The 25538-nt window shown below is 51.6% G+C and carries 19 protein-coding genes; 15 read left to right on the top strand and 4 right to left on the bottom strand.

Annotated elements, in window-relative coordinates; translation table 11 throughout:
- Window positions 1-51 precede the first annotated feature (51 nt).
- The gene (gene purD / locus H583_RS0101145) at window positions 52-1332 is read left to right on the top strand and encodes a phosphoribosylamine--glycine ligase (RefSeq protein ID WP_028558864.1); all 1281 of its coding nucleotides are present in this window, start codon (window positions 52-54) and stop codon (window positions 1330-1332) included.
- A 1019-nt stretch (window positions 1333-2351) separates the two neighbouring features.
- Here the strand turns inward: purD and H583_RS0101135 are convergent.
- Complete coding sequence (locus H583_RS0101135; RefSeq protein ID WP_051235823.1) at window positions 2352-3632, bottom strand: glycoside hydrolase family 125 protein; 1281 nt, start codon at window positions 3630-3632, stop codon at window positions 2352-2354.
- A 381-nt stretch (window positions 3633-4013) separates the two neighbouring features.
- Window positions 4014-6842: an alpha-mannosidase gene (locus H583_RS0101130; protein ID WP_028558862.1), complete on the bottom strand. Its 2829-nt coding sequence runs from the start codon at window positions 6840-6842 to the stop codon at window positions 4014-4016.
- A 644-nt stretch (window positions 6843-7486) separates the two neighbouring features.
- Between H583_RS0101130 and H583_RS0101125 the strand changes: the two genes are divergently transcribed.
- The 4 genes from H583_RS0101125 (at window position 7487) to H583_RS0101110 (ending at window position 12127) form a co-directional block, all read left to right on the top strand.
- Entirely contained in the window at window positions 7487-8410 is a 924-nt protein-coding gene (locus H583_RS0101125) for an ABC transporter permease (protein WP_245585824.1), read from the top strand.
- Between the two features lie 15 nt (window positions 8411-8425).
- The gene (locus tag H583_RS0101120) at window positions 8426-9337 is read left to right on the top strand and encodes a carbohydrate ABC transporter permease (RefSeq protein ID WP_028558860.1); all 912 of its coding nucleotides are present in this window, start codon (window positions 8426-8428) and stop codon (window positions 9335-9337) included.
- Window positions 9338-9466: 129 nt separating this feature from the next.
- Window positions 9467-11065 (top strand): extracellular solute-binding protein, encoded by a 1599-nt coding sequence (locus tag H583_RS0101115; RefSeq protein ID WP_028558859.1) that lies wholly within the window; start codon window positions 9467-9469, stop codon window positions 11063-11065.
- A gap of 45 nt (window positions 11066-11110) precedes the next feature.
- A complete protein-coding gene (locus tag H583_RS0101110) occupies window positions 11111-12127 on the top strand; it encodes a glycoside hydrolase family 130 protein (protein WP_028558858.1) in 1017 nt (338 codons plus the stop codon).
- Between the two features lie 171 nt (window positions 12128-12298).
- Here the strand turns inward: H583_RS0101110 and H583_RS0101100 are convergent, their stop codons facing one another.
- The gene (locus H583_RS0101100) at window positions 12299-14638 is read right to left on the bottom strand and encodes an AraC family transcriptional regulator (protein ID WP_342663500.1); all 2340 of its coding nucleotides are present in this window, start codon (window positions 14636-14638) and stop codon (window positions 12299-12301) included.
- Window positions 14639-14797: 159 nt separating this feature from the next.
- Between H583_RS0101100 and H583_RS0101095 the strand changes: the two genes are divergently transcribed.
- The 8 genes from H583_RS0101095 to H583_RS0101055 all read left to right on the top strand — a co-directional run bounded on the left by H583_RS0101095 (window position 14798) and on the right by H583_RS0101055 (window position 23238).
- Window positions 14798-15946, top strand: coding sequence for an amidohydrolase/deacetylase family metallohydrolase (locus tag H583_RS0101095; protein ID WP_081666923.1), 1149 nt, complete (start codon window positions 14798-14800; stop codon window positions 15944-15946).
- Complete coding sequence (locus H583_RS0101090; RefSeq protein WP_028558855.1) at window positions 15924-17030, top strand: DgaE family pyridoxal phosphate-dependent ammonia lyase; 1107 nt, start codon at window positions 15924-15926, stop codon at window positions 17028-17030. Before H583_RS0101095 ends, H583_RS0101090 begins: the two co-directional genes overlap by 23 nt.
- Window positions 17031-17792, top strand: a complete 762-nt coding sequence (dagF, locus tag H583_RS0101085; protein WP_028558854.1) for a 2-dehydro-3-deoxy-phosphogluconate aldolase — start codon at window positions 17031-17033, stop codon at window positions 17790-17792.
- Window positions 17785-18846, top strand: coding sequence for a sugar kinase (locus H583_RS0101080; protein ID WP_036708047.1), 1062 nt, complete (start codon window positions 17785-17787; stop codon window positions 18844-18846). Before dagF ends, H583_RS0101080 begins: the two co-directional genes overlap by 8 nt.
- Window positions 18847-18858: 12 nt before the next feature.
- The gene (locus tag H583_RS0101075) at window positions 18859-19566 is read left to right on the top strand and encodes a GntR family transcriptional regulator (RefSeq protein ID WP_028558852.1); all 708 of its coding nucleotides are present in this window, start codon (window positions 18859-18861) and stop codon (window positions 19564-19566) included.
- A 432-nt stretch (window positions 19567-19998) separates the two neighbouring features.
- A complete protein-coding gene (locus H583_RS0101065) occupies window positions 19999-21087 on the top strand; it encodes a DUF3048 domain-containing protein (RefSeq protein WP_342663499.1) in 1089 nt (362 codons plus the stop codon).
- A 523-nt stretch (window positions 21088-21610) separates the two neighbouring features.
- The gene (locus H583_RS0101060; protein ID WP_028558850.1) at window positions 21611-22219 is read left to right on the top strand and encodes a DUF47 domain-containing protein; all 609 of its coding nucleotides are present in this window, start codon (window positions 21611-21613) and stop codon (window positions 22217-22219) included.
- 17 nt (window positions 22220-22236) lie between these two features.
- Window positions 22237-23238 (top strand): inorganic phosphate transporter, encoded by a 1002-nt coding sequence (locus H583_RS0101055; protein ID WP_028558849.1) that lies wholly within the window; start codon window positions 22237-22239, stop codon window positions 23236-23238.
- Between the two features lie 135 nt (window positions 23239-23373).
- Here the strand turns inward: H583_RS0101055 and H583_RS35055 are convergent, their stop codons facing one another.
- Window positions 23374-23910 (bottom strand): hypothetical protein, encoded by a 537-nt coding sequence (locus tag H583_RS35055; RefSeq protein WP_051235821.1) that lies wholly within the window; start codon window positions 23908-23910, stop codon window positions 23374-23376.
- 452 nt (window positions 23911-24362) lie between these two features.
- Here H583_RS35055 and H583_RS0101045 point away from each other — a divergent pair, with 452 nt between their 5' ends.
- Window positions 24363-24653: a YerC/YecD family TrpR-related protein gene (locus H583_RS0101045; RefSeq protein WP_028558848.1), complete on the top strand. Its 291-nt coding sequence runs from the start codon at window positions 24363-24365 to the stop codon at window positions 24651-24653.
- Between the two features lie 4 nt (window positions 24654-24657).
- On the top strand, window positions 24658-25476 hold the full coding sequence (locus H583_RS31515; RefSeq protein ID WP_051235819.1) for a sirohydrochlorin chelatase: 819 nt from the start codon (window positions 24658-24660) through the stop codon (window positions 25474-25476).
- Window positions 25477-25538 lie beyond the last annotated feature (62 nt).

Here is a 25538-nt window from a genome sequence, read left to right as displayed (position 1 = left end):
GAAGCCGGGTGCTTGTTTTATACTGGAAGACATTATGAGGGGGAATTATACGTGCGTTTATTAGTCGTCGGCGGCGGTGGCCGTGAGCATGCTATCGTATGGGCACTGAAGAAGAGCGAGAAAGTATCGGAGATCTATTGTGCGCCGGGAAATGCAGGCATTGCCCAACTGGCAGAATGTGTTCCGATTGCGGTGGACAAGTTCGATGAGCTGGTCCAATTTTCGGTTGATCATGCTATTGATCTTGTTGTTATCGGTCCGGATGATCCGCTCGCTGCGGGTATTGTCGATGCCTTTGAAGCCAAAAACATTCCGGTCTTTGGACCGCGCAAGAATGCGGCTGAGATTGAGGGCAGCAAGATTTTCATGAAGGGACTGTTGAAAAAGTACAACATCCCTACAGCCAAATACGAGACGTTCACGGATTATGCTGAAGCTTCCGCTTATCTCGCCGAGCAGGCACTGCCGATCGTCATCAAGGCGGATGGACTTGCTGCTGGTAAAGGCGTAACGGTGGCTTTTACAATGGAAGAAGCACAGCAGGCACTGCAAGATATGATGGTCAACAAAGTGTTCGGCGAGTCCGGAGACCAGGTTGTAATTGAAGAGTTCCTAGAAGGACAAGAAATGTCCATTCTGGCATTTGTTGATGGTGAAACGGTACGCGCGATGGTTCCTGCACAGGACCACAAACCTGTATTCGACGGTGATAAAGGACCAAATACAGGCGGTATGGGCACGTACACGCCGCTGCCGCATATCCCGCAATCCATTGTGGACGATGCGATTGAGAATATTATCAAACCGACAGCAAAAGCAATGGTCAGCGAAGGGCGTCCGTTCCGTGGCGTGTTGTTTGCCGGTCTGATGATTACGAAGGACGGTCCGAAGACGATTGAATTCAATGCTCGGATGGGTGATCCGGAGACCCAGGTTGTGCTGCCTCGTCTGAAAACTGATTTGGTCGACATCATACTTGCTGCACTGAACGGTCGTCTGGATCAGTTGGAGATTGAATGGAGCGATGAAGCGGCAGTATGTGTCATCCTCGCATCCGAAGGTTATCCTGCCAGCTATCCGAAGGGACTTCCGATCTCTGGGCTGGAGGAAGCTGCGAAGAAGGACGGCGTGCTGATTTTCCATGCAGGTACGGCAGCTAAGGATGGACAGTTCGTGACGAACGGTGGCCGCGTGCTTGGTGTTGTAGGTGTAGGCTCAGATACGGCGGATGCACGTGACCGTGCTTATGCTGCTGCCCGGACAATTCAATTCGATGGCGTGCACTATCGTTCGGATATTGCTGTAAAAGCGCTCCAGGGCTTGAAAGCATAAGATTACTAGAGCAATGCATGCAGCCCGGTTTATAGGGAGGAAATGTCCTTTTGTGGAGGACATTTCCTCCTTTTTTGTCTATCAAATAGTGGACACAAGAGCAACAAGGGCGAAGGTAGAGGATGAGATGATAAATCTATATATAGATTTTTATTGAAATAAATATCCATATACAGATTGCGATTCGTGAGGGGAATGGTATATCCTGTGTCCACCATTAGCTGGACAAATTCAAAAAAATCCATTGTGAGAGGACAGATCCCAAAGATTGCGGAAAGTTAGGTTGGCGGAGAGTAGATTGAATTTTAAATATTTACAGTACATCCAGATTAAAGTTGCCGACATTTAAATAGAACATCCAAAGTGATGATACAAATAGAACATTCAAATAGAACACCCAAAGAGAGTATACAAAAAGAACACCCAAAAAGAACACCCAAAGAGAGTATACAAAAAGAACACCCAAATAGAACACCCAAAGAGAGTATACAAAAAGAACACCCAAATAGAGCACCCAAATAGAACATTCAAAAGAACACCCAAATAGAGCACCCAAATAGAACATTCAAAAGAACATCCAAATAGAGCATTACAAAGAGAACAAATAAAAAGAACATACAAAAGAAGGTGGTTTGTAAAGAGTGTAGGGCATCCAAAAGAGTATTTTGTCTTCTTGGAGTGGACGTTTTCGCTTTTTTGTCTGTCAAATGGTGGACATAGGGGATATACAGGCAAGGGGAGCGGAGTTTTTTGAAAATTCCACATATGGTTGTCACTCAAACTGTGATGTCCATATATGGGATACGAGTTTCCGGAGGAAAGGTATGCTCAATGTCCACTATTTGCGGGACAAAATACAGAAAAAATCCACTGTAGACGGACAAAATTACAAAAAATGGTTCAACACTATTATTAGTCAAGAAAATAAGAAGAAAAAGCGTCCACCCTAATAAGGAAAGGCGTCTTTTCCTTTTCAGGGTAGACGCCTTCAACACTTGTATTACTTTGAAATTTGTTGCTTACACCAGGCCCCTGTCCATCGCTTTGACAATCAAAGCGGCGAACAGGCTGTTGGACCAGGCGAACCATTCACGGGAGAAGTCCGCCGGATTATCCGGGTGGAAGCCCTCATGCATGAAGCCGGTATCGGCATCGGTATTGATCAGCATTTCGATCAGCTCTTTTATTTCCTCATCGTTATCCGAAGTGAGCGCCTGCATGGACAGCGCCATATGCCAGACATAACCGCCCGGTGTGTGCGGGCTGCCGATGCCTTTGGCAAACTTGCCCTCAAAATAAAACGGATTGTCAAAGCTAAGCGCGAATCTGCGTGTGTTCTGATAGATCGGGTCATCCGCACTGCAATATCCGAGATACGGAATAGACATCAGCCCCGGCGTGCCGGCATCGTCCATCAGGCAATAGTTCCCGAAGCCGTCCGTTTCATAGGCATAGATTTTGCCGTAAGTCGGGTGATGCATAATGCCGTAGGCGCGAATTCCGTAATCAATTTCTTTGCGCAGCTTCTCCGCACGATCTGCCAGTCTCGTATCCTCGTAAATTTCAGCAGCAATTTCTGTAATATAGCCCAGTACCACGACAGCGAACATATTGTTCGGGATGTTGTAACCAAACAGGCAGGCATCATCGCTCGGACGGAAGGCAGACCAGGTCATGCCGGTATAGTTGACAGGGAGTCCGAGTCCGTCGTTTTGCAAGGTTTCGGTATCCAGCTTTGTTTCGCGTACAAAGCGGTAAGGCGATTTTTCAAAGTGGCGCTGCTCAGTAATCATGACATTTACGATCGAAGTCAGCGCTTGATAGCAGGCGTCTGTAAATGCATCGGTCTGTCCGGTCTCTTTCCAGTACGAATAAAGAAGCTGCACGGGGAAGCAGAGGGAGTCGAGCTCATACTTGCGCTCCCACATCCACGGGTTCAGATCACACTGGTCGGTAGCCCGGTAATGCTTGTCACTAGCTGTTTCATTGAAGGCGTTGGTATAAGGATCAATATTAATATAAAACATCTGCCGCGCAATAAGTCCGCTCAGAATACGCTGTAGATCCTTATCCTCCTTGGCCAGCGGGATAAAGTGGCGTACCTGCTCTGTAGAGTCGCGAAGCCACATTGCCGGAATGTCTCCTGTGAAAACAAAGGTAGTGCCATCATCCAGCAGCTTGGTGGTTGTCTCCAAGGTATTGGGGAAGCAGTTACGGAACAGCTTTTGGAGCTTGGGACGATGGGCGAGACGCTTGTCGGCCTCATCCAGGAATTGGATCACAGCGTTTGGTAAGTTCATATATGAAAGACCTCCGATTGTAAGCAGTATGTTGGTGCATGATTGCACGTTTGGTTGTTGGTCGTTTGATGGTTGGTTGATATGGACACGTCATTTGATACGTAATGAATTTTGTGCAATGCATTTCTAATATGATGAATGCGTCCATCTATCGGTGCCCGAATGTATTGTGCGCAATGGGTTTGTTCGAATTAATGGATGAATGCACAAATAATCAATGGTTTAGCAATAGTCTGATATGGGTTCGTTAATGGTTTATTAATAGCAGACATTTGCTAGTAGACATTTGCTAGTGAACATTTGCTAGTGGACATTTACTAGTAGGTATTTGCTAGTAGGTCTTTTTCTAGTAGGTATTTGCTAGTGTGCATCTGCGAGCTGTTATTTGCATTGCGGCGATAGCGCATACGTTACGATTTGGGCTTTGCCTACCTCTGTGCTGAGCTGTCCGCCCGACAAATTCAACTCTTGATGGCGACGCTCAAGAATATCGCTGGCAAATAGCTTTTGAATAGCGAAGCCGGGTTCAATTGCCAGCGTTGTTGCCTTACGGTCCAGATTATACAAGCGGAGGATGACATCCTCATGCTCAAGGGACATTTTGAAAGCGGACAGCGCAAGTGTCGAGCCTTCCCATTTGAGCGGCTGCCAGGTGGTTGGCAAGGAACCTTCCTGATATGCCGTCTGCGAATGGAACCATGGCGTCTGATACTGGTATGCACGGGCAAATGCGCCGGATTCGATGGCAGAATTGGAATGCGGGAGTATCGCGTACTCAACTGTCTGCTCACCGGTACATTGCGCTTCAGGTGTCGGGAATACGCCCCAGTCCCCAAGCTCGGACACGCTGCGCAGCAATGTAATTGCAATCGTATTGCTGCCATCCTGCAGAACCTCATACTCGTTTAGCCCTTTATTGGCTATTGTGAGTCCGGCGTTTTTGCCTGATGCAGCACTATGGCCAGACACGCTGACGAAAGCCTGCTGATGCTGGGCATTGCTCGGATTCACCCATTCCTCTGCCGGAACGGTGTCACGCTCAGCCGCCTCAAAGATGGAATCTGCCAAATGGGTGTTGGCGTCCAGTCCAGTCGGGAACAGCACACGAAGCCTGTGATCCTTTGCCTGATTGTTGAAGGAGGTCGATACGAGCACACCTTCCCCGGATTGTTCCAGACTCAGCCTCGTTACGATACGCAACGGAATTGTGCTGGAGGATCTTCCGGCCTGGCGTTTGCGGAAGGGAACCATTTTTCGTTTCTCTTCTGTAAAAAGCTCATCTGCGGACGCCGGAACTTCCCACTCATGGACAATTTCATAGGTGACGCGATAAGGCTCATTTTCCACAAGACGGATGCTTGCCGGAAGGCCGCGGGTAGTCAGGGCAGTATCCCCGTCAGGCTGGCGGAATACATACTCATTGCCAATATCGCCGCAGTTCTCATAAATACCAAGTCCGGCGAACACTTGCCCGCTTCGCTTGTCTGTTATGGTGTAGGAACCGTCCGGATGAATATCGACCGCGATGTTATTGTTGGCCATCCCGTTATCCGCTGCGAGAAGTGATGCTGCGTTCTGGCGGAGCGGATCAGCGGAATTCGAAATTGTTCCCTTCTCATTCGGCTTCAATACGCCATTTAGGGCGGCATCCGGTTCCCAGGCATAAGTTCTAAATCCGAGCGCAGGCACTGTGGATGATTCAAAGGTAACGGCAATTTTGCGGGCCATGTATGGCTTCCGGAATTGATCCTTCGGCAGCTCATAGCCAAAATGTGTACCGAGGTCCTCGAAGGCAGCGGCGATACGGCGTCCCTGATCATCCAGCAGGCAGCTCCTATCAAGCTCTAATGACAGCGCATCCAATTGTTCGGCGATGGCAGGCGGGTTTGGCCCTTGCTTGAAATATTTTTTATGCACAATCAGTTCAACCCGAACGGTTCCGCTGCGCTCCCAGCCTGTTGTGTTATGAATGGCAAAAGGAATGCTGGCGTCGCTCCATGCCTCAACTTGCGCAGTGTTGATCTCTCCGGCTATCGCTTGCAGGCTTTCCTGAATGACGGCTTCCGCAGCATGGCGGCTCTTCTCAAAGCGCCCGACCATTTCGCGGTGAACCTCGTCGACACTGCACCCGCAGATGCTGTCATGCGGATGATTCTGCATCAGTGTCTTCCAGGCATAGGTCAGCCATTGATGCGGATACGGCTTGCCGCTGACGAGACGGGCCAGGGCAGCAAGCGGCTCAGCGCCTTTTTCCAGGAGAGTTTGTCCTAACTGATTCATTTGCTTCAAATAAATGCGGGCCGAAGCGGTATTGACGAGCGTGCCCCAGCCGTCGGTATGCTGGCTTCGCAGCTCCCCATGCACGGTGACCAGATTATCCGGCAGCGTGCTTCTTAGCTCATTCAGATAATCGTCAAAGCTTGAATGGACAAATTCGACATCGGGATAGAGCTTCCGTGCTGTCTCCAGTGCATCGCCCAAATCCTTCTGAACGGGCTGGTGATCGCAGCCATTCATGAACAGCAGATGCGGTGTGGAGGCATAGCGGCTGGCATCGGCAAGGCGTTTGTCCCAAAATATTTTCGCTTCATCTGCATCCGTGGGAACCTCATTGCCGTTGCTGTACCAATTGGCAAACAGTAGGCCGATCACTTTGGAACCGTCCGGTGCTTCCCAATGCATCTCGGAATAGGGGGACTCGTAGTTGGAACTGATCGGGTCGCCGACCATATTATCGAATCCGGTAGGCTTGACGCCGCGGCCGAATACGGCTGTATCGATATCCGCTTGCCGAAGCAGCTGAGGGGCCTGTCCCATATTGCCGAATGAGTCCGGGAAATAACCAAGCTTGGAAATTACGCCATAGGCCTGGGCATCCTGATGCCCAATCAACAGATTGCGGACATTGGCCTCAGAGCTTGTCAAAAACTCATCCTGCAGCACATACCACGGACCGATAATAATCCGGCCCTCGCGGATATAGGCTTCAAGCTGTTCTCTCTTCTCCGGGTGCACCTGCAAATAATCTTCAATAATGATCGTCTGACCGTCCAAATGGAAATAACGGTAGCGCTCGTCCTTTTCCAATGTATCCAGCAACTCGTTCATCAGCTCTGCCAGCAGATAATGATGATGCTCGTAAGGCATGTACCATTCCCGGTCCCAGTGGGTGTGGGAGATGAGATGAGCGGTTTTGCGGTTGTTGTTCATGTCATGCATACCTCCTGATTGAATTGAATTGAGACGATACAACTCGGCTCTTGAAGCTTCTTAAAGTTATTCAATCGCTTTCATAATCGTTTTCATATTTTTGTTCATTTTGTCGCTGATTGTGGCTATTTGTCGCTGGACATTTCTTACAAATGTTCCTGTCTTGTCTTTTCCTTATCTCTGTCTTTTTTGGCCTTGTCTTTGTTTTGTCTTATCTTTTCTTGTTTCTGTGAGACTTTGTTGTTGCGTTATTAGACAGGTTCACATACCTGCCCGGAAAGAACAATATGTATCATTTGCAGGAGGCTGCCATCGTTCAAAAACGACATATTTCACCAATGACAATTGCGCGGGCGAAAATGACAATCCACCCGAAAACCCTTGCTGCGTAAGAGTTTTCGGGTTCTCACAAGTGACAATGCAAATTCGACATATTTACGGCGAAAGGCAATAGTCCCTACAATTTAAACATGTAAGCGTTAGCATTCATCGGGCCGGAAAGAGCAGCCCCGAACAGAACAACCAGACAAAAGCCGGCACGGGCGTGAAAGGAGAGATGGAAGGACATGAAAGAAAGTGTGGAAATTGCAGGTCCCGAAGGTGTGGATTTGCAGCAGCCGAGAATGGGAAGATCACCAGGGAAAATGAGGAGACTGGCAAGCGGGAAGTCGACCTGGTCCAAAATGCTGCAAAATTGGGAGCTGTACCTTTTTGTTGCTCCAGCCGTTTTATACTTTTTAATTTTCCACTATGCCCCGATGTACGGGATTCAGATTGCATTCAAAAACTTCATTCCTGCCAAAGGAATTTTGAACAGTGAATGGGTCGGCTTTCAGCATTTTGAGCGGTTCTTCAATTCTTATTATTTTGGAGATTTGCTCTGGAACACGTTGAGCCTCAGCTTGTATGAGCTGGCGATCGGGTTTCCGCTGCCGATTATTTTGGCGCTGGCCTTCAATGAAGTGAAGAATGGTTTTTTCAAGAAAAGTGTGCAAACGGTTACGTATGCGCCGCATTTTATATCGGTCGTGGTCATGGCAGGAATGATCATTACGTTCCTCAGCCCGTCATCCGGTATGCTGGTCCGTCTGATTGAGCTTTTTGGAATCGATGCACCGAAATTTCTCGATGATCCCAGCTGGTTCAAGACGGTATATGTAATCTCGGGCGTCTGGCAAAACGCAGGCTGGGGAACGATCATCTATCTGGCCGCACTGTCCGGGGTTGATCCTCAGCTTCATGAAGCTGCTATCGTCGACGGGGCAAGCCGCTTTAAGCGGATGCTGCACATTAATTTGCCAACAATCGTGCCGACCATTTCGATTCTGCTTATTTTGAATATGGGAAATGTGCTTGGCGTGGGATATGAAAAGGTACTGCTGCTGCAAAACTCGCTCAATATGGAGTCATCGGATGTCATTTCGACCTTTGTGTACCGGTCGGGATTAGTCAATGCCCAGTTCAGCTTCTCAACGGCTGTCGGCTTGTTTAATTCCGTGGTGAATGCGATTTTGCTCGTAACAGTAAACCAGATTGCCAAACGCACCAGTAAGACAAGCCTATGGTAGAAGGAGGGTCGGCTGATGGTCACAGCCATGAAAGAATCCAGGTCTGACAAATTATTTTTAGTATTCATCTATCTGTTCCTGGCAGCAGCGCTCGTCGTCGTTCTGTATCCGCTCATTTATATCCTTAGCGCTTCAATCAGTACACCGAAATTCGTAAGCTCGGGAGAAATGTGGCTGCTGCCGAAAGGGCTGACGCTGGACGGCTACAAGCTCGTTATGCAAAATCCGAAAATTTGGATCGGTTACGGCAATACCATTTTTTACACCGTTCTCGGAACGTCCATCAATCTGCTCGTTACGCTGCCTGCGGCGTATGCGCTGAGCCGCTCGGATTTTATCGGACGCCAGTTTATTATGGCGATGTTCCTGGTCACGATGTTTTTCAGCGGCGGGCTGGTGCCAAGCTACCTGCTGGTGAAGGAGCTGGGCATGATCAATTCGATCTGGGCGCTTATCCTGCCTGTATCGGCCTCGGTATGGAACATTATTGTCGCCCGGACATTTTTCCAGTCAACCATTCCGAAGGAGCTGCAGGAGGCGGCCCATATGGACGGCTGTACGAATATGCGCCTGTTCTTCCAGATTGTGCTGCCGCTGTCGGCACCGATTATCGCGGTGATGGCCTTGTTCTACGGGGTATCGCACTGGAACAGCTATTTCTCATCACTCATCTATCTCAATGATGAAATGAAGTACCCGTTGCAAATGGTGCTGCGCCAAATTCTTGTTCTGCAGGAGATGACTGCCGAGACAACCGGCGCTTCAATCAGCGGCGACATTGCGGCTGCAATGAACAACAAGGCTGAGATTGCCGCCCTTGTCAAATACGCTGTCATTATCGTATCGACGCTGCCGATTATCGTGGTGTACCCGTTCCTTCAGCGTTATTTTGTTCAGGGTGTCATGATCGGTTCTGTGAAGGGTTAAGAGGATTGCTGCCTGACCGAAGGATTCATTTTTCGAAAGCTAAGGCAAGTATGGAGGGTAATAACGAGGTTCACCCGGACTTCGATTATTATAGAATGATAAGTGAGGGACAAAAGGGAGGACTTGAACATGGGCAAGGGGAAAAAAGGTTGGGCGCTGCTGCTCGCAGTCGTCATGCTGACCACAACACTGCTGTCAGCTTGCGGATCGCCGGACAAGAAGGAAGACAAAGGAAGCGGCAGCAAGTCAGGAACGGTCGAAGTCAGCAAGGAAGGCTTCCCGATCGTGCCGGAGCAAATCAACCTGACGCTGATGGCGCCGGATGTCGGCGTGCAGAACTGGAATGATATGGCCGTATTGAAAAAGATGGAAGAACTGACGAACATTAAATTTACGTATAACAATGCGCCGAAGGACAGCTTCGATACGAAGAAGAATCTCGTCTTCTCCAGTGGCGAATACCCGGATGTATTCCTGGCTGCGGGACTGACGGCGGCGGAGCAGATGAATTACGGGGAACAGGGCATTCTGATCCCGCTTGAAGGCCTAATCGACGAATATGCGCCAAACATGAAGAAGATTCTCGAAGAAAATCCGTCTATCCGCAAATCGATTACGGCACCGGACGGACATATCTACGCGCTGCCTGTCGTTGATTTCAACCAGCCATGGTACCGCAATCCAATGTGGTATAACGGCAAGTTCCTGAAGAAGCTTGGCATCGACAAGCTGCCGGAGACGACAGAAGAGCTGTACACCTACCTGAAGCGCGTGAAGGAAGAAGATCCGAACGGCAACGGCAAGAAGGACGAGATTCCATTGTCCTCCGTTAACCTGAGAGATATTCGTACCTGGCTGCTTGGCGCATTCGGTGTGTACGAGGAAGAAGTCTATGTTGATGACAATCAGAAGGTTCACTATACGCCAATGGAAGACGGCTACAAGGAATATCTGAGCTATTTGAGCCGTCTGTGGAATGAGGATCTGCTGGATCACGAGAGCTTCTCCCAGACTTCCGAACAGAAAAAAGCCAAGGCCCAAAACAATCAGGTCGCGTTGTTCTCCGACTGGCATGCTTATATGACGATGGGCGGCGAGCCGGGCATGGAGGACCCGATGTTTGTGCCGGTCAAGAGCGATTTTGTAGACAAGCCTGTCATTGCCCGTAACCGCGGCATTACCATTGGAGCATTTGCCATCTCCAACACGAATAAATATCCGGAAGCGTCCATACGCTGGGTAGATTACCTGTACTCCTATGATGGCGCACTGCTGTTCAGCAAAGGGCCGGAAGGCATGCTGTGGAAGTACACGGATGAAGCGACGAAGAAGAAGGAATATTTGCCGGTTGAAAATATTGAGACTGTCCGCTCGACGTTGACGCCGAACTTCGGCATCGCAATCCCGTCGGTGACAACAGATGAGCTGCTCAAGGGCTTGAAGACAGATTTTGACCTGTGGGTAGACAAGGAGTCCAAGGAGAAGCTGCTTGATAAAGGTTCACGCATTCCATTCCCGATTCTGTTCCTGACCTCGGAAGAGCAGGCAGAGGTGAACGTGCTGAGTTCGGATCTGAATACGTATGTCCGCCAGATGGAAGCCAAATTCGTTACCGGCGCGGAGCCGATCAGCAATTGGGACAAGTATGTCGCTACAGTAAAGAAAATGGGCGGCGACCGCATGCAGGAGATCTATCAGGCTGCTTATGACCGTTGGAATTCCAACTAACCCAAATTTGAACGCCAGATTTCAGACAGGAGGCTGCAAGCAGCTATGAAAATTACAAGACATCCAGAGAACCCGATTGTTGTGCCGGGAGGTTATGATTGGCGCAAGGTAACGGTGTTTAACCCTGCTGTTATTATCGATAACGACAAGTTCTATATGATCGAACGGACGGCTGAATCGCTCACCCCGTGCAAAAATTTCCTCGGGCTGCTGGAGAGCGGGGACGGCGTGCATTTCACCCATGTCAAGGATGAGCCGATTCTTACGCCGGATATGCTGGGCTTTCCGTACGGCAGTGTGCAGGACCCGCGTGTTGTCAAAATTGACGGCACATTCTATATGAACTATGCGCTGCGTCCTTGTGCGATGAGCTATTATCCGACGGGTGCAGGCATTCCGAAGCGTGAAATCCCGGTCTACCCGGACGGCTGGGGAGAGCAGGAGGGGCACTGGCTGACCCGTTCCTCGATTGTCAAATCGCAAAACCTGATCGATTGGGAGTTTGTATCGGATACGACACCGCTGGATATTAATGACCGCGACAATATTTTGTTCCCGGAGAAGATTAACGGCAAATTCGTGCTGCTGCGCCGCCCGGAGGAATATGTGGGTGAAACTTACGGAACGGAGAAAGCCGCGATGTGGATTACGTATTCCGAGGATTTGATCCATTGGGAGGAGCCGAAACTGCTGGCCAAAGGGGAGAACATGGACTGGGAATGCCGGAAAATCGGCGGTTCTACCCCGCCTGTGAAGACGGACAAGGGCTGGCTGGTGCTCTATCACGGCGTCGATGACGAGGTTGTGTACCGTGTCGGTGCGCTGCTGCTTGATCTGGAGAACCCGGAGAAGGTCATTGCCCGGACGCATAACTTCATCATGGAGCCGGAGACGTACTATGAGAAGTTCGGCTACCAGATTCCGAATGTTATTTTCCCGACAGGCAATGTTGTGAAGGACGGACTGCTGTACATCTATTACGGTGTAACGGATACGGCGATTGCACTGGCAACCGTTCCGCTTGATGAACTGGTGGACTATATTTTGAACGAACCGAAATAAGGGATGAAAACAGACCGGGCCCAAGGAAAGAAATCTCCTTGAGTCCGGTCTTGTTTACAGGGGCTGCATGGCTGGCCGCCGGAGCAAGCCGGCTTCTGCGATACAAGGGATATCATTTGAGGTATCCGGTTCGTCTGATTTCCGCCGGCAGGTGATGCAGTTTCACGATGCTTAATTGGAGTCCAGCGCCATCGGTGAAGCGCTATGCTGCTTGCGGTACTGGCCTGGTGTGCAGCCGGTCTCCTTTTTGAACTTGCGGATGAAGTTCGGCGCGTCCAGGTAGCCGACGCTCTCAATAATTTCTTTGAGCGGGGCGCTGGTATGGATCAGGAGCCGCGTCACTTCATTCAGGCGGCACTGCCATATATATTGCGAGAAATTGACGCCGCTCTTATCCTTGAAGCTGCGGCTTAAATAGGAGGCCGACACCGAATATTTGAGCGCGACATGCTCCAGGCTCAGCGTATAGTCGGCAAAGTTCTGGTCGACATAGGTGACGATATCATCCATCAGGCTGGGCTGCTCTGTCTCGGCCGCAAGCTCGACCTGCTGGCAGACCTGGCTGGCGAGGGCGCTCAGCTTCGCCTCCAGCTCCTCCAGTGTCTCGAAGGAGGTGAAGGAGGAGATGCTGCGCAGAAGCCCGTTCATCCCGAGCTCTGATGCGGTGCGGAGCAGGGAGTTCAGCAGATCAAAGCAGATGCAGCGCAGCAGGGCGACCGGCATGGCCTCCTGCTTGATCTCCTGGATCATGCTGCTGATCATTTGCAGCGCGACCGCTTCGTTCCCCTGCTTCAGGCTTTGCTCCAGCTTGAGCACGGACTTGCGAGGGAGCCAGAAGCTGTCGCTCGCCGTGCTGGTGCCTGACATATCTGTTAGCTGGTCAAAGTAAGTGACCCGCCCGCCGGAAGCGAGCCGCAGATGCTCCAGCGCCGTGGCCGCTTCGATGAACGACTGGTTCAATCCCTTCAGATCGGGATAGACTGTACCTGCCCCAATGGCTGGCAGACTGTGCGCATGCTCGATAATCATAATATGAATGGCCTCAATGACCTGGCGGATGCGCTGGTTCTCCGGCAGTCGTTCGTCCGGCAGCAGGGAGATCATCAGCGCAAATTGATGATTGGCTGCGAATTCGACGCCATACACCTGCGCATGAAGATCAGGCAGCTCAATGTGGCTCAGCATCTCCTGCAAGAGCTGCTGGTCTTCCCAGGTACGCTCTGAATCCGCTGCTTTATCCCAGGCCAGAATCGCGGAGAAATAGAGCGCGCCCGATTCGGGAATTTCCAGGCCGGACTGGGTAATCATCCGCCCGATTTCCGGATCATCCGGCTTGCCGTGCTTGAGCAGCAGGAGCAGGCACTGGTTGCGGACATACGGCTCCTGCATATCAATCCGTGCGTTATACTCATGAATGGTCTGTTTGATCCAGTCCCATTCATTCGGGGCTTTGGTCATCTCCTTGCCGCCGCCCTGTATCCGGGCAAATTCCATCAAATCCTGTATCGGATGGTACTGGCGCTTGGCGAGCAGCATGGCTGCAATGAGGCCGACGATGACCGTAATTCCGAATACAAGAAGAATGATCGTCTGAATACGGCCGACCCGCTCGAAGAACTGGTAGCTGGGCATTGCCGTTACATAGCTCCAGCCGTTCACTTTGGATTTGACCGAGACGACAGAGTGCATGACGCCGTCAAGCATCATGTTGTGAATGCCGGGCTCCAGCTCCGTAAGCGCTGTCAGATCAGCCGAGGGCAGACTTTTGCCGTTTGAGCTTGCGGTCAGCACCTCGCCGCTGCCGGAGAAGATATAGCTGTTCCCGGTGAAGCCGTTCAGGATGGAGCTCATGACGCCTGTCAGCCTGGATTCCTTCATGATGTACATGACCGTCCCATAAGGGTAAGGGGCATTGATTTTGATCGGGACAAGCACGGTCAGCATCGGTTCCTTGCGGGAGTGGACGGTGACATTTTCAGCAGGGCGGACGACCGTCATCTTGGACTCGTCCAGGGCAGCCACAACGTCCTCGCGCTTCCAGTTCTCATATTGATAGAGACGGTCAAACACGACGTTCACATTCGTCATGCCGTTATAGGAATAGATTTGGTTGTCGTGATGGTAGTAGAGGAACAATTCCTCCAGCATGCTGCTGTTCGCCTTATAGCCTGCCAAGGCTGCAATGGCTTCGCGGCTGTGCAATGGATGGCTGACCATATAAGGGGTGAGGCGCTCGTCATAGGAAATTTTGCTGGCGATTTCGAGAAGTCCGCTCATATGGCCGTCAAGCGTCGTCTTCACCTGGTTCAATTGATTGACATTGGATTGCTCAATCTCGGAGCGCAGGCTCACAACCGCATTCTGATAGATAAATATAGTTACACATGTAAGCGGAACCAAAAAAATAAGAATATAGGATAACGCATATTTTAAAAGCAGCCGGGATTTGAAATGGCTCCAGTTCATACGGATTTTGGCTGAGACGGCTGACTTTAGTGCGGATACGGTCACAGGGTGTCCTCCTTCAATTTGCGTGTTTCCAATCTGCTCCGTTATTAAACATTATAACGTTATATTTATTTTAATGCTAGAATGTGTTAAGCTGTTGGCAAATGAAACTTGCTGGATTGCTTATCCACACTGTACCAAGAAAGGGGGAAAGCAACAAGGATGGGAACTGTATTGCGCAATGTCCGGCTGCTGGAGGGGCATACATCACAGCCATCAACTGCCGATAGTCCGGTTGCCGGCAGAGGGCAGGCTGTCGATATTGTGTTCGATGGGGAACGGATTAGCCGCATTGTCCCGGCTGGCACCGGAGAGGGAGATACGCTGTGGGATGGCGCCGGGAGCGGAGCCTATGTGTCCAGCGGCTGGATCGATATGCATGTGCATGCGATGAGCGAGCTTCATCCGTATGGGGATGAGATCGACGAGATTGGCGTAAAGCACGGGGTGACAACAATCGTGGATGCCGGGAGCTGCGGGGCTGACCGCATTGGCGGGCTGTATGAAGCAGGCAAGAGTTCAGCTACGAGGCTGCTGGCCTTCCTGAACATCTCCCGCATCGGTCTTGAGCGGATCGATGAGCTGTCCCGGCTGGAATGGCTGGATGAAACTCTTGTGCATGATGCCATCCGCCAATACCCGGAATTTATCGTGGGCCTGAAGGCGAGAATCAGCCGCAGTGTTGTGAAGGAGCAGGGGATTGAGCCGCTCAAGATTGCACGTAGGCTGTCAGCAGGGACGGGGCTGCCGCTGATGGTTCACATCGGTTCAGCGCCGCCGGCTATTCAGGAGGTGCTCCGGCTGCTGGAGCGCAGAGATATTGTGACGCATTACTTGAACGGCAAGCCGAACAATGTGTTTGGAGTGGACGGACAGCCGCTGCCCGAGCTGCTGGATGCTGTAGCGAGAGGCGTGCATCTGGATGTCGGTCACGGTACGGCGAGCTTCTCCTTTGATATTGCGGAGAAGGCAAAGCTGGCAGGTGTTCCGCTGCATACGATCAGCACGGACATTTACCGGGGCAACCGTCTGAACGGTCCGGTGCACAGCATGTCTGCGGTGTTGACGAAATTTTTGTATTTGGGCTACAGCATAGAAGAGGTCATTCGTGCAGTTACCGTGAATGCCGCATCTTGGCTCGGCAGGCCGGAGCTTGCTGAAATCCGGGCGGGCGCGAAGGCGGATCTGACGGTCTTTACTGTAGAGCAGGGTGAACAAGAATTAATTGATTCAGAAGGCGCAAAGCGGACAGCAGAGCAATACATTCAACCAAAGGGAGTTGTTCGAAATGGATCATTCATTGCATGCTAGATACGGGTTGAAACGGGTGGTCAATGCGAGCGGAAGGATGAGCATTCTGGGCGTATCGGCGCCTACGGACGGCGTCATGAACGCGATGAAGACCGGGGGCCAGCAGTATGTGGAGATGGCGGATTTGGTCGAGAAGTCCGGCCAGTACGTCGCCCGCATCCTCGGCTCCGAAGCAGCTGTTGTCGTCAACTCCGCATCCAGCGGGATTGCGCTGACAGTAGCGGCAGCGGTGACACGCGGCAATCGCCGTACAAGCCTACGGCTCCATCAGGAGAAGATCGAGAAGAACGAGATTATTATGTTCAAGGGGCACAACGTCCAGTACGGAGCGCCTGTAGAGACTATGGTATGGCTGGGTGGCGGACAGATTGTGGAGGTCGGCTACGCGAATGAAGGGCGCAAGGAGCATATTGAAGAAGCGATCGGCGAGCGCACAGCCGCTATTCTCTATGTCCAGTCGCATCACTGTGTGCAGAAAAATATGATCAAGGTCGAAGAAGCCTGGGAAGTTGCGCAGAAGCACGGCATTCCGCTGATCGTCGATGCGGCGGCTGAGGAGGATATTCAGAAGTATGTGCAGTGCTCGGATCTGGCGATCTACAGCGGCTCGAAAGCGATTGAAGGCCCAACCTCCGGCATTGTCGGCGGCAAGGCAGCATATGTGGATTGGGTGAAAGTGCAGCTGCACGGCATCGGCAGAAGCATGAAGGTCGGCAAGGAGACGATCTTCGGCCTGCTGCAAGCACTGGATGAGTATATGGTCAAGGAAGACAAGAGCGAAGAGGAAAAGGCCGCACTCGAAGCGCTCCAGCAGGTTACGAAGCTTGCAGGCGTAAGTGTAAGCATTGTGCAGGATGAAGCGGGAAGAGCGATCTTCCGCGGACGTGTCCGCATTGATGAGCAGGCGGCTGGCCTGTCGGCCAAAACGGTCAATGATCAGCTTCGCGAAGGTCCGATTGCCGTGTATACACGGGATTACGGCGTGCGCCAGGGGTATTTTGATATTGATCCGCGCTCCTTGCAGGGTGATGATCTCCAGGTCATTGTGAATCGCATTGAAGACATTATAGGGGGGAACAAGTAAATGTCCGGAATTTATAATCGTTTATACAAAAATAAAGCAGCGCTCAACGTTCTTGCCAACAGTATTGAAAATGCAAAAGAAGTGTTCGAGGCATCCGAAGGGCATGTGATCGTCGGCGTTCTCTCCAAGGATTATCCGAATGCCGGGGCAGCCGTAGAGGCAATGCAAGCTTACGGACGTGAAATTGAGGATGCCGTATCCATCGGCCTCGGAGCAGGCGACAACCGCCAGGGGGCAGTTGTGGCTGAAATCGCCAAGTCCTATGCGGGCAATCATATTAATCAGATTTTCCCGGCAGTAGGAGCGACCCGCGCCAACCTCGAAAGCCAGGGCAAGGACAGCTGGATTAACAGCCTTGTGTCACCATCCGGCAAAGCGGGCTATGTCAATATTTCAACTGGCGTATACAGTGCAGGCGTAGAAGACAAAGCCATTGTTCCGATCAAGGCGGCGATTGCACTCGTTCGCGACATGGGCGGCAATGCGCTGAAATATTTCCCGATGCAAGGGCTCAAGCTGGAAGAAGAGTACCGGGCTGTGGCTAAAGCCTGCGGTGAGGAAGGCTTCGCACTGGAACCGACTGGCGGCATTGATCTGGACAACTTCGAGCCGATCGTCGAAATCGCGCTGGCAGCGGGTGTGCCGCAAGTCATTCCGCATGTGTATTCCTCCATTATAGATTCCGCTACTGGCAGCACCCGAATTGAGGATGTGCGAACGCTGCACAGCAGACTGAAAGCATTAGTTGACCGCTATGTCTAAGGTTGCCGCTTTCGGAGAGGTGATGATGCGCCTGGAGGTTCCGGGCTATTCCACTCTGGCGCAGGGCAGCAGTCTGGACTATTCATTTTCGGGAACCGGGGTCAACGTTATGTCGGCCCTCTCCCGGTTCGGCCATTCCGCCTATCTCGTCAGTACGCTGCCGGATAACCCGCTCGGGGAGGCAGCGCTGGCCTATTTGCGCAAGCTTGGCATTCATACGCCATGGGTTCAGCGGGGCGGCAAATATGTCGGCCAGTATTTCCTGGAGCATGGATTCGGCGCCCGTCCAAGCAGGGTCACGTATACAGACCGCCTGGGCAGCAGTTTCAATACAGTTGCGTACCCGGAGACAGAGTGGGGCCGGATTGCCGATGGACTCGATGCCGTGCATTTTTGCGGCATTACGCTGGCAATGAATGATTTGGCCCGGATGCAGATGAAGCGGCTGGCCGGTGAGGTGAAGCAGCGCGGCGGCATCGTTATTTTCGACTGCAATTACCGCCCTTCCCTGTGGGGCCCGGATGCCTACGGGCAGGCGAGGCCTCATTATACCGATATGCTTCAAGCGGCGGATATCGTGTTCATGAATGAGAAGGACGCGATCTTCACGCTTGGTATGGAGACAGGCGAATGTGATAGAATAGCACAGTTGGAGCAGTTGATCCCGCAGGTCGCGAGGGAATATGGCATTCGGACGATTGCAGGGACACACCGGCAAATTAACGGGGACAATACGCATACGCTGACGGGCTATATATATAAGACAAGCGCGGGCAGGGAGGCACAGACTAAGGCCATGGAAGCGGCAGGCGGTGGCGGATTCACCTACTCCAGGCCGCTGACCTTCCCGGTCTATGACCGGGTCGGTGCCGGGGATGCCTATGCGAGCGGGATTATTCATGCCGAATTGCAGGGCTACGATCCGGAGTATGCGGTGGAATACGCGGCGGCGGCTGCGATGCTGGCTCATACGGTTCCTGGCGATACGCCAATTTCCTCGGAGTCTGATGTGGTGAAGGCGATGTCGGACCGGACCCGTGATGTTGAAAGGTAGTGTGATGATAAGGTGTCCATTTCGCGTAAAAAAGGACCTTTATATTTGCAAGTCAAAAAGATTGTGAAGGACCGGATTCTGCACGGCATTTACCCGCTGGGGACGAACATTCCTCCCGAGCCGCAGCTTGAGAAGGAATTCCAGGTGAGTAAAATGACAGTGCGCAATGCGATCCGTGAGCTGTCAGTGGAAGGCTACGTGGAGAAAAAGAGCGGAGTGGGCACCATTGTGCTCCGGAATACGTCCCTCTCGAAGCTTTCCAAAGGGAAACGGTTCACAGAGCTGCTGGTCGAGGAGGGCCATCGGCTGGAGAAGAAGCTGATTTCGGCCGCTCCTGTCCGGCTTGAAGCGGGCACTGAGCTTGGCTCACTGTTCGGGGCCGCATGCCACCGGATCGAGCGGTTATATGTGCTCAATGATCAGCCGTATATTCATATTATCCACTTCCTGGCGAGTGAGACGCACGATCCTGATATTTCGGATATGCAGTCGCTGTACGAGCTGCTGGAGGAAAAAAATATCGTGCTGGACAATTTTCGCGACCGGTTCCTAGTTGATTTTGCAACACCGGAGACCGCGAAGCTGCTTGGCTTAGAGGCGGGAGCGCCTGTGCTCAAACGGCTGCGCTACTCCTACGATGCGGAAGGCCGGCTGATTGAATACAGCATGGGCTGCTATCATACAGAGCTGCATCATTATCTGGTCAATTACGATACGTAAAAGCAGACAGGTAACCTTTAGGCCCGGTAGTGGGTGTAAGTCTGATTATAACGAGCTTAGCCTGTGTGTCATCCCCTTTGCAGAAGGGAATGGCTCCCACAGGCTTGTTTGTGCTGGAGCCGGGCGATTCAGCCTTTATCAAGCAGTTCATTACGCTTGGAGAAAACGAAAATCCCGGCAGCTATGATTCCCGCAATGAGCAGCACGGCCAGCCAGTTCCGGCCCAGCCAGTCAAAAAATCCGGCCATCTGCGAGCACCTCCTTGATTTTGCTTATAGTATGACCAGGGATTGTCAGGGCAAATCATCGGGTGACTATATATTCATTAATCGCAGCAGTAGGTCCCAAGACAAAAGCATCAATGTATGGTTTAATAAGGAAATAACAGGTGCAGACAGCGAAATTTGATGAAGGATGGGATGCATGTTGCGAATGATGGAGAAGAATCAGACGAACAGAAAATTGGGTTCGCTACTGCTTCTAATCATAATGATGATACTGGTATCTGCTTGCGGCGGGGACAAGGGGCTGCAGGCTGATCCGAACAATAAGGGAGATATAGGCGAAATTATAGACCCGGCAGAGCCGGAACCACAGCCGGAGCCGGGATTCAAGGCGCCATTCACAGGCTTGAAGCTGGAGGAGAAGGCGGAAGCACGCCCGATCGCGGTAATGGTGAATAATTATAAGGCGGCGCGTCCGCAGTCCGGACTGACCCATGCCGACATTGTATGGGAAGTGCTGGCGGAAGGCGGCATTACCCGTCTTGTGGCGATCTTCCAGAGCTATGAGGGGACAGATAAGATTGGCCCGATCCGCAGCATCCGGCCGTATCTGATCGAGATGGGCGAGATGTATCAGGCGGTGCTTGTCCATGCCGGCGCAAGCAATGACGGCTATGCGATTCTGCAGCAGCAGCGCAAGCAGCATCTGGATGAAATCTCGAATGCGGGACCGTTCTTCTGGCGGGAGAAATTCCGCAAGCCGCCGCATAATCTTTACTCCAGTCTGGAGAAAATGCGCGAGGGCGCCCAGCAGAAAAAGTACCCGGATCAGGTGCTGATCCCGGCGATGCCTTTTGCCGCTGAAGGGGAAGTTCCTCCCGCCACAGCAGCTGGTGTAAAGGCGGAAGAAATTGATTTGTATTTTTCCTTGAAAAATTATCATGTTTCTTATACCTATGATGCAGACAAGCACTTATACAGCCGTTTTATTAATAAGGAACCGCATATTGACCTGGATAACGAGCAGCAGCTGACGGCGTCCAATCTGGTTGTGCTCGGCACCCGCCATAAGACGCTGGATGATGTGGGAAGATTGTCGGTTGACCTGACCAGCGGCGGTCCGGCGATGCTGTTCCAGGAAGGCAAGATGGTAGAGTGTGAATGGGTGCGCAGCACCAAGGATGATATTATCCGGATTATGAAGGACGGGCAGGAGCTGCCGTTTGTGCCGGGCAAGACGTATTATCATCTGGTGCCGCTGACACCGTCGTTTGAAGAGCATGTCACGATTGGATAAACCAGGCCAATTTGGCGAATAATGAAGGCGCAGAGCTTGCGCCTTTTTTTGTTGCTTCGAGAGCCGCTGCCCGCCGCTATTGCGGGCAGCCTATGGGAGGCTGCTCCCGGTGTATCTGTCACTGAAAGATGACGAAAGATCATCCAAATGTAAAATAATTTGAATGAATTTGTAAATCATCCATAGAAGTATTAACGACAAATTTTACATTGCGAAAACACTTGTCGAGAAAATGTGAAAAAAGACGATTTTTTTTCATAAACGTTGACACTGTCTTAACAATTCTAATGTAAAGTATGTTAAGATAAGTTTCGGCTGGTCAGCTTAGCAATAAGCGGAGCATGCCACTTACTGTTGTCCTGGTAAGGCATGACTTATTTTCTGAACCCTGCCATCTTGTGCCAAAAAGCAGGACGAGCCTTGGCCCGCCCGGAATTTCGGCCTTGATGATTGTGGACATTCAGAGCTGCTGGCTGTCGTTCCAACTTACAATAATGCTCACTGCAAAGGGGATTTTTCGAAGGTGAAGAAAAAGAATATATTTTTCAAGACGCTCGAAGACATGTCCGACACGATTGTAGAAGCGGTAGAATACTTCTCTGCAAACGTGGCCGACCTGAAGGATATTACGGTGTTTGCCAAGGACATGAAGGAATTCGAATCCAAATGCGACCGTTACGTGCATACCATTCTGACTGAGCTGAACAAGACATTCATTACGCCGATCGAACGCGAGGACATTATGGCGCTCACCACTTCCCTGGACGATGTGCTGGATGGTATTGAGGCTTGTGCTTCCCGTTTTGAAATGTATCATATTCAAGAGCCGGATGAGTATGTCATTCTCTTCGCTGACAATCTGGTTCGCAGCGCGCATCAGATCAAGAAGGCCATTTACCTGCTTAGCGAGAAGAAGCTGCTGGCGATCCGTGAACCTGCCATTGCGCTCAACGAGCTGGAGAATCAGGCGGATGACCTGCTGCGTGTCTGTGTGAAGAGCTTGTTCGCAACAGAGAAAGACCCGATTGAGCTGATCAAGCGTAAGGAAATTTACGAGCGTCTGGAGCAGACCACCGATTGCTGTGAAGATGTTGCCAATACACTCGAATCTATCGTCATGCGAAATAGCTAGGAGCGAGGGCCAACATAATGGATACAGCTTTTATTATCTTATGTGTCGTTGTTTTCCTGGCGCTTGCTTTTGACTTTATTAACGGTTTCCACGATACGGCCAATGCGATTGCAACGTCGGTATCGACCCGGGCACTGTCGCCGCGGGTGGCGATCCTGCTTGCTTCGACCATGAACTTCATCGGTGCGCTGACCTTTACCGGCGTGGCGAAGACAATTGGGGGAAGCGTCGCAAACCCTGCGCAACTGGAGCATGGGGTACAGATCGTTATAGCCGCCCTGCTGGCTGCAATAATATGGAATCTGGCCACTTGGTGGTTCGGTATTCCATCCTCCTCGTCCCATGCGCTGATTGGTGCGCTGGCGGGTTCGGTTATCGGAGCGGCAGGTATTTCCGGAATTAACGGAAGCGGGTTTACGAGCATTATTCAGGCGCTGATTTTCTCGCCGCTGATTGCCTTTACACTTGGTTTTATTCTGATGTGGGTGCTGAAGAAGGTTTTTGCCAACCGCAGCCCGCACCAGATCAACAAGGGCTTCCGTACGAGCCAAATTTTCACTGCGGCATTCCAGGCGTTCACGCATGGTACGAATGATGCACAGAAGGCAATGGGGATTATCACCTTTGCCCTCGTAGCCGCAGGCATTCAGGACAATCTGGATGTACCGCTGTGGGTTAAGCTGTCTGCCGCTACGGCGATGGCACTCGGAACTTCTGTCGGCGGATGGAAAATCATCAAGACGATGGGAACGAAAATATTCAAAATCGAGCCGATCAATGGCTTTGCTGCTGACGCGGCATCCGCTGCGGTTATTTTGACGGCGACCATTACGCATTTCCCGGTCAGTACGACACATACGATCACGTCCTCGATTCTCGGGGTGGGCAGCGCGAAGCGCTTCTCTGCTGTAAAATGGTCGGTTGCCGGACGGATTCTCATTGCGTGGGTTATCACGATCCCGATCTCCCTTGTACTCGGAGCGGTCCTGTTCAAACTGATCGAGTGGATCTGGCTGTAATTCATATAAGAAAAAGACTCTCCCTGCAGAGATATGCCCCTTGCAGCAGACAGGATGAACCCGTCATCCTGTTGCTGCGAAGGAAGCATATCCGGGGCGCGTAATAGCGCCGGGGAGAGTCTTTTTTTACATGGCCTAACGCCGTGAACGGCGTCTTGTGCTGCGTCCGGTTCCCGTTCTGCCGCCTGTGCGGCGTCTTGGTCCTGCTGTCCGGCGTGCGCTTCCGCTGCCTGTTTTGCGTCTGCGTCTGCGTGGTCTTCTTGTTGGTTCCAGCCACGCGTCATCATCATCAGACGCGGTAGTGGAGGCGCCCTTCTTGCCGAAGGTACCCATAATCAGCTTGAACATTGGCGCCATCTGCTGGAAGCTGGACACCATCTTCTGAACCTTGCCCATGGTGCCGATAATGCCGTCAATGCCGCCCATCCGGTCCAAGATGCCTTTGATATCGCCCAGCTTGTCGAGGGACAAGGGGCCTTTGCTATCGCTTGGGATGAGGGAGGTGCTGGAATCAGCGAACGAATCTGCCGCTCCGGCAGCCTGCCCTCCGCCTGGCCCAAAGGAATCGGTAAGACCCGGAAAGGCGGAGACTTGCCCGGTCTGGTTGCGGCTGTAATGGGAGCGATGGGATGGCGGGTAACGATGATTCACATCAATCACGACCTTTTTCAAAATTTCGCCTGCGAAACGGAGGCTGTGGCGATGATAGGCTTCTTCGATATTCGTGCCGATGTATGCGGCGGGATTTCATTGCAGTCTGCAAAATAGATTGTTGTCCGCTCGCCTAGCGTTTTCGTCAACTTCCGTCTATCCTGGGTTATTGTATGTGGTAGGCAAACATAAGGTTTGGACGGATGTCCCGAGTTGCCCGGATTTGTAAAAGTTTATGGAGTTTTGAGGGGAGAGGTCTCTTTTTCTCTGTAAAGCGTGAATACGGCAATGCTTGAAAAATCATACCAATACTTATACAATGTAGAAGAGGTTATAGACGTACGGTATGATAAATGGAGCATGTTATTTTGTCGGGCCAAGCCTGATCCGGGATGATCTTGTTGTCTCCGCGAAACGCTGTTCATGAACGAATGGGACAGCCGTTTACGCTTATATAGGGGTGAATACATCATATGCAACTGAAAAAATTGAATGATAAAGCGATAGACCAGCTGTTTGAGGCGGTATTGACGCTCAAGACGGTAGAGGAATGTTATATCTTTTTCGACGACCTGTGCACAGTGAACGAAATTCAGTCGCTGTCTCAGCGCCTGGAGGTTGCGCGCATGCTGGGCAAAGGCTCGACATACAGCCAGATCGAAGCGGAAACCGGGGCCAGCACGGCTACGATCTCGCGCGTGAAGCGCTGCCTGAACTACGGAAATGACGGCTACAAGATGGCCTTAGAGCGTCTGGAGCGTTAATTTTATGAAGGCTGGAATTTTGGTCATCAGCCACGGTTCAAGAGAGGAAGCCTGGGTTAAGCTGGTAGATGAGGCGGTAGCACAGATTAAGCTGTCGCAGCCTGTGCCGGTTGTCTCCTCCTTCCTTGAGATTGTGGAGGGGCGCTTGATTCAGGACGGCATTGATCAATTAGAAGCGGAAGGCGTAACAGATATGTACGTGCTTCCGCTGTTTGTGTCTTCGGGAAGTACCCATGTGGACGATATCGGGCAGGGCTTCGGAGAGCCGCCAGTTTCCCTTGAGCGTGAGGGTGATCTGGGGGCGTTTGTAATTCGCAGTGCCCGCGTGGAATACGGTCAGCCGATCGACAACGATTCGTTCATTGCTGAGCTGCTATATGAGAATATCCGGGAGCTGTCGGAGCAGCCCGGGCAGGAGGAACTGCTGCTGATCGGACATGGCAGCCGGGAGAAGGCCTTCCACGGCCGCTGGCGTGATGGCCTTGGCCAGCTTGCGGAGCGGGTGCGGGCGCTGGGCGGCTTTGCGGGTGCGAAGACGGCGATGCTGCTGCCGAATCAGGCCGCGTGTGTGATGGGTTCGATGAAGAAAAAAGCCCCGCAGCGGGCGGTACTCGTGGTGCCGCTCTTTTTGAGCAGGGGCTATTTTACAAATAAAGTGATTCCGTCGAGGCTGGACGGGCTGGAATATCGATATAATGGAAGAACGCTGCTGCCGCATCCTTTTGTCACGAGATGGATGGAGCAGCAGATTGAGGGCTGGCTGGGACGGCTTGCTGCTGGTGAATATACTGATCCTATGCGGATGCAAGAGGAAGGCGATTAAAAAAGCAGCGGCAAAAGGCTGAAGTGCAAGCAGCACAGCATTCCGGCGGGAAGGAGCGGGAA

It is taken from the genome of Paenibacillus pinihumi DSM 23905 = JCM 16419, from assembly GCF_000422505.1.
Taxonomy (GTDB): Bacteria; Bacillota; Bacilli; order Paenibacillales; family Paenibacillaceae; genus Paenibacillus_D; species Paenibacillus_D pinihumi.
The sequence above is the reverse complement of the archived record's forward strand: the minus strand, read 5'-3'. Positions and strand labels throughout refer to the sequence as shown.

Bases quoted from the DNA above. Each gene is read 5' to 3' on its own strand.
- H583_RS0101125 (WP_245585824.1), top strand. From the start codon at position 7,487: ATGAGGAGACTGGCAAGCGGGAAGTCGACCTGGTCCAAAATGCTGCAA.
- H583_RS0101065 (WP_342663499.1), top strand. From the start codon at position 19,999: ATGATGGAGAAGAATCAGACGAACAGAAAATTGGGTTCGCTACTGCTT.
- H583_RS0101090 (WP_028558855.1), top strand. From the start codon at position 15,924: ATGGATCATTCATTGCATGCTAGATACGGGTTGAAACGGGTGGTCAAT.
- H583_RS0101095 (WP_081666923.1), top strand. From the start codon at position 14,798: ATGGGAACTGTATTGCGCAATGTCCGGCTGCTGGAGGGGCATACATCA.
- H583_RS0101045 (WP_028558848.1), top strand. From the start codon at position 24,363: ATGCAACTGAAAAAATTGAATGATAAAGCGATAGACCAGCTGTTTGAG.
- H583_RS0101110 (WP_028558858.1), top strand. From the start codon at position 11,111: ATGAAAATTACAAGACATCCAGAGAACCCGATTGTTGTGCCGGGAGGT.
- H583_RS31515 (WP_051235819.1), top strand. From the start codon at position 24,658: ATGAAGGCTGGAATTTTGGTCATCAGCCACGGTTCAAGAGAGGAAGCC.
- H583_RS0101135 (WP_051235823.1), bottom strand. From the start codon at position 3,632: ATGAACTTACCAAACGCTGTGATCCAATTCCTGGATGAGGCCGACAAG.
- H583_RS0101120 (WP_028558860.1), top strand. From the start codon at position 8,426: ATGGTCACAGCCATGAAAGAATCCAGGTCTGACAAATTATTTTTAGTA.
- H583_RS0101055 (WP_028558849.1), top strand. From the start codon at position 22,237: ATGGATACAGCTTTTATTATCTTATGTGTCGTTGTTTTCCTGGCGCTT.
- dagF (WP_028558854.1), top strand. From the start codon at position 17,031: ATGTCCGGAATTTATAATCGTTTATACAAAAATAAAGCAGCGCTCAAC.
- H583_RS0101130 (WP_028558862.1), bottom strand. From the start codon at position 6,842: ATGAACAACAACCGCAAAACCGCTCATCTCATCTCCCACACCCACTGG.
- H583_RS0101115 (WP_028558859.1), top strand. From the start codon at position 9,467: ATGGGCAAGGGGAAAAAAGGTTGGGCGCTGCTGCTCGCAGTCGTCATG.
- H583_RS0101080 (WP_036708047.1), top strand. From the start codon at position 17,785: ATGTCTAAGGTTGCCGCTTTCGGAGAGGTGATGATGCGCCTGGAGGTT.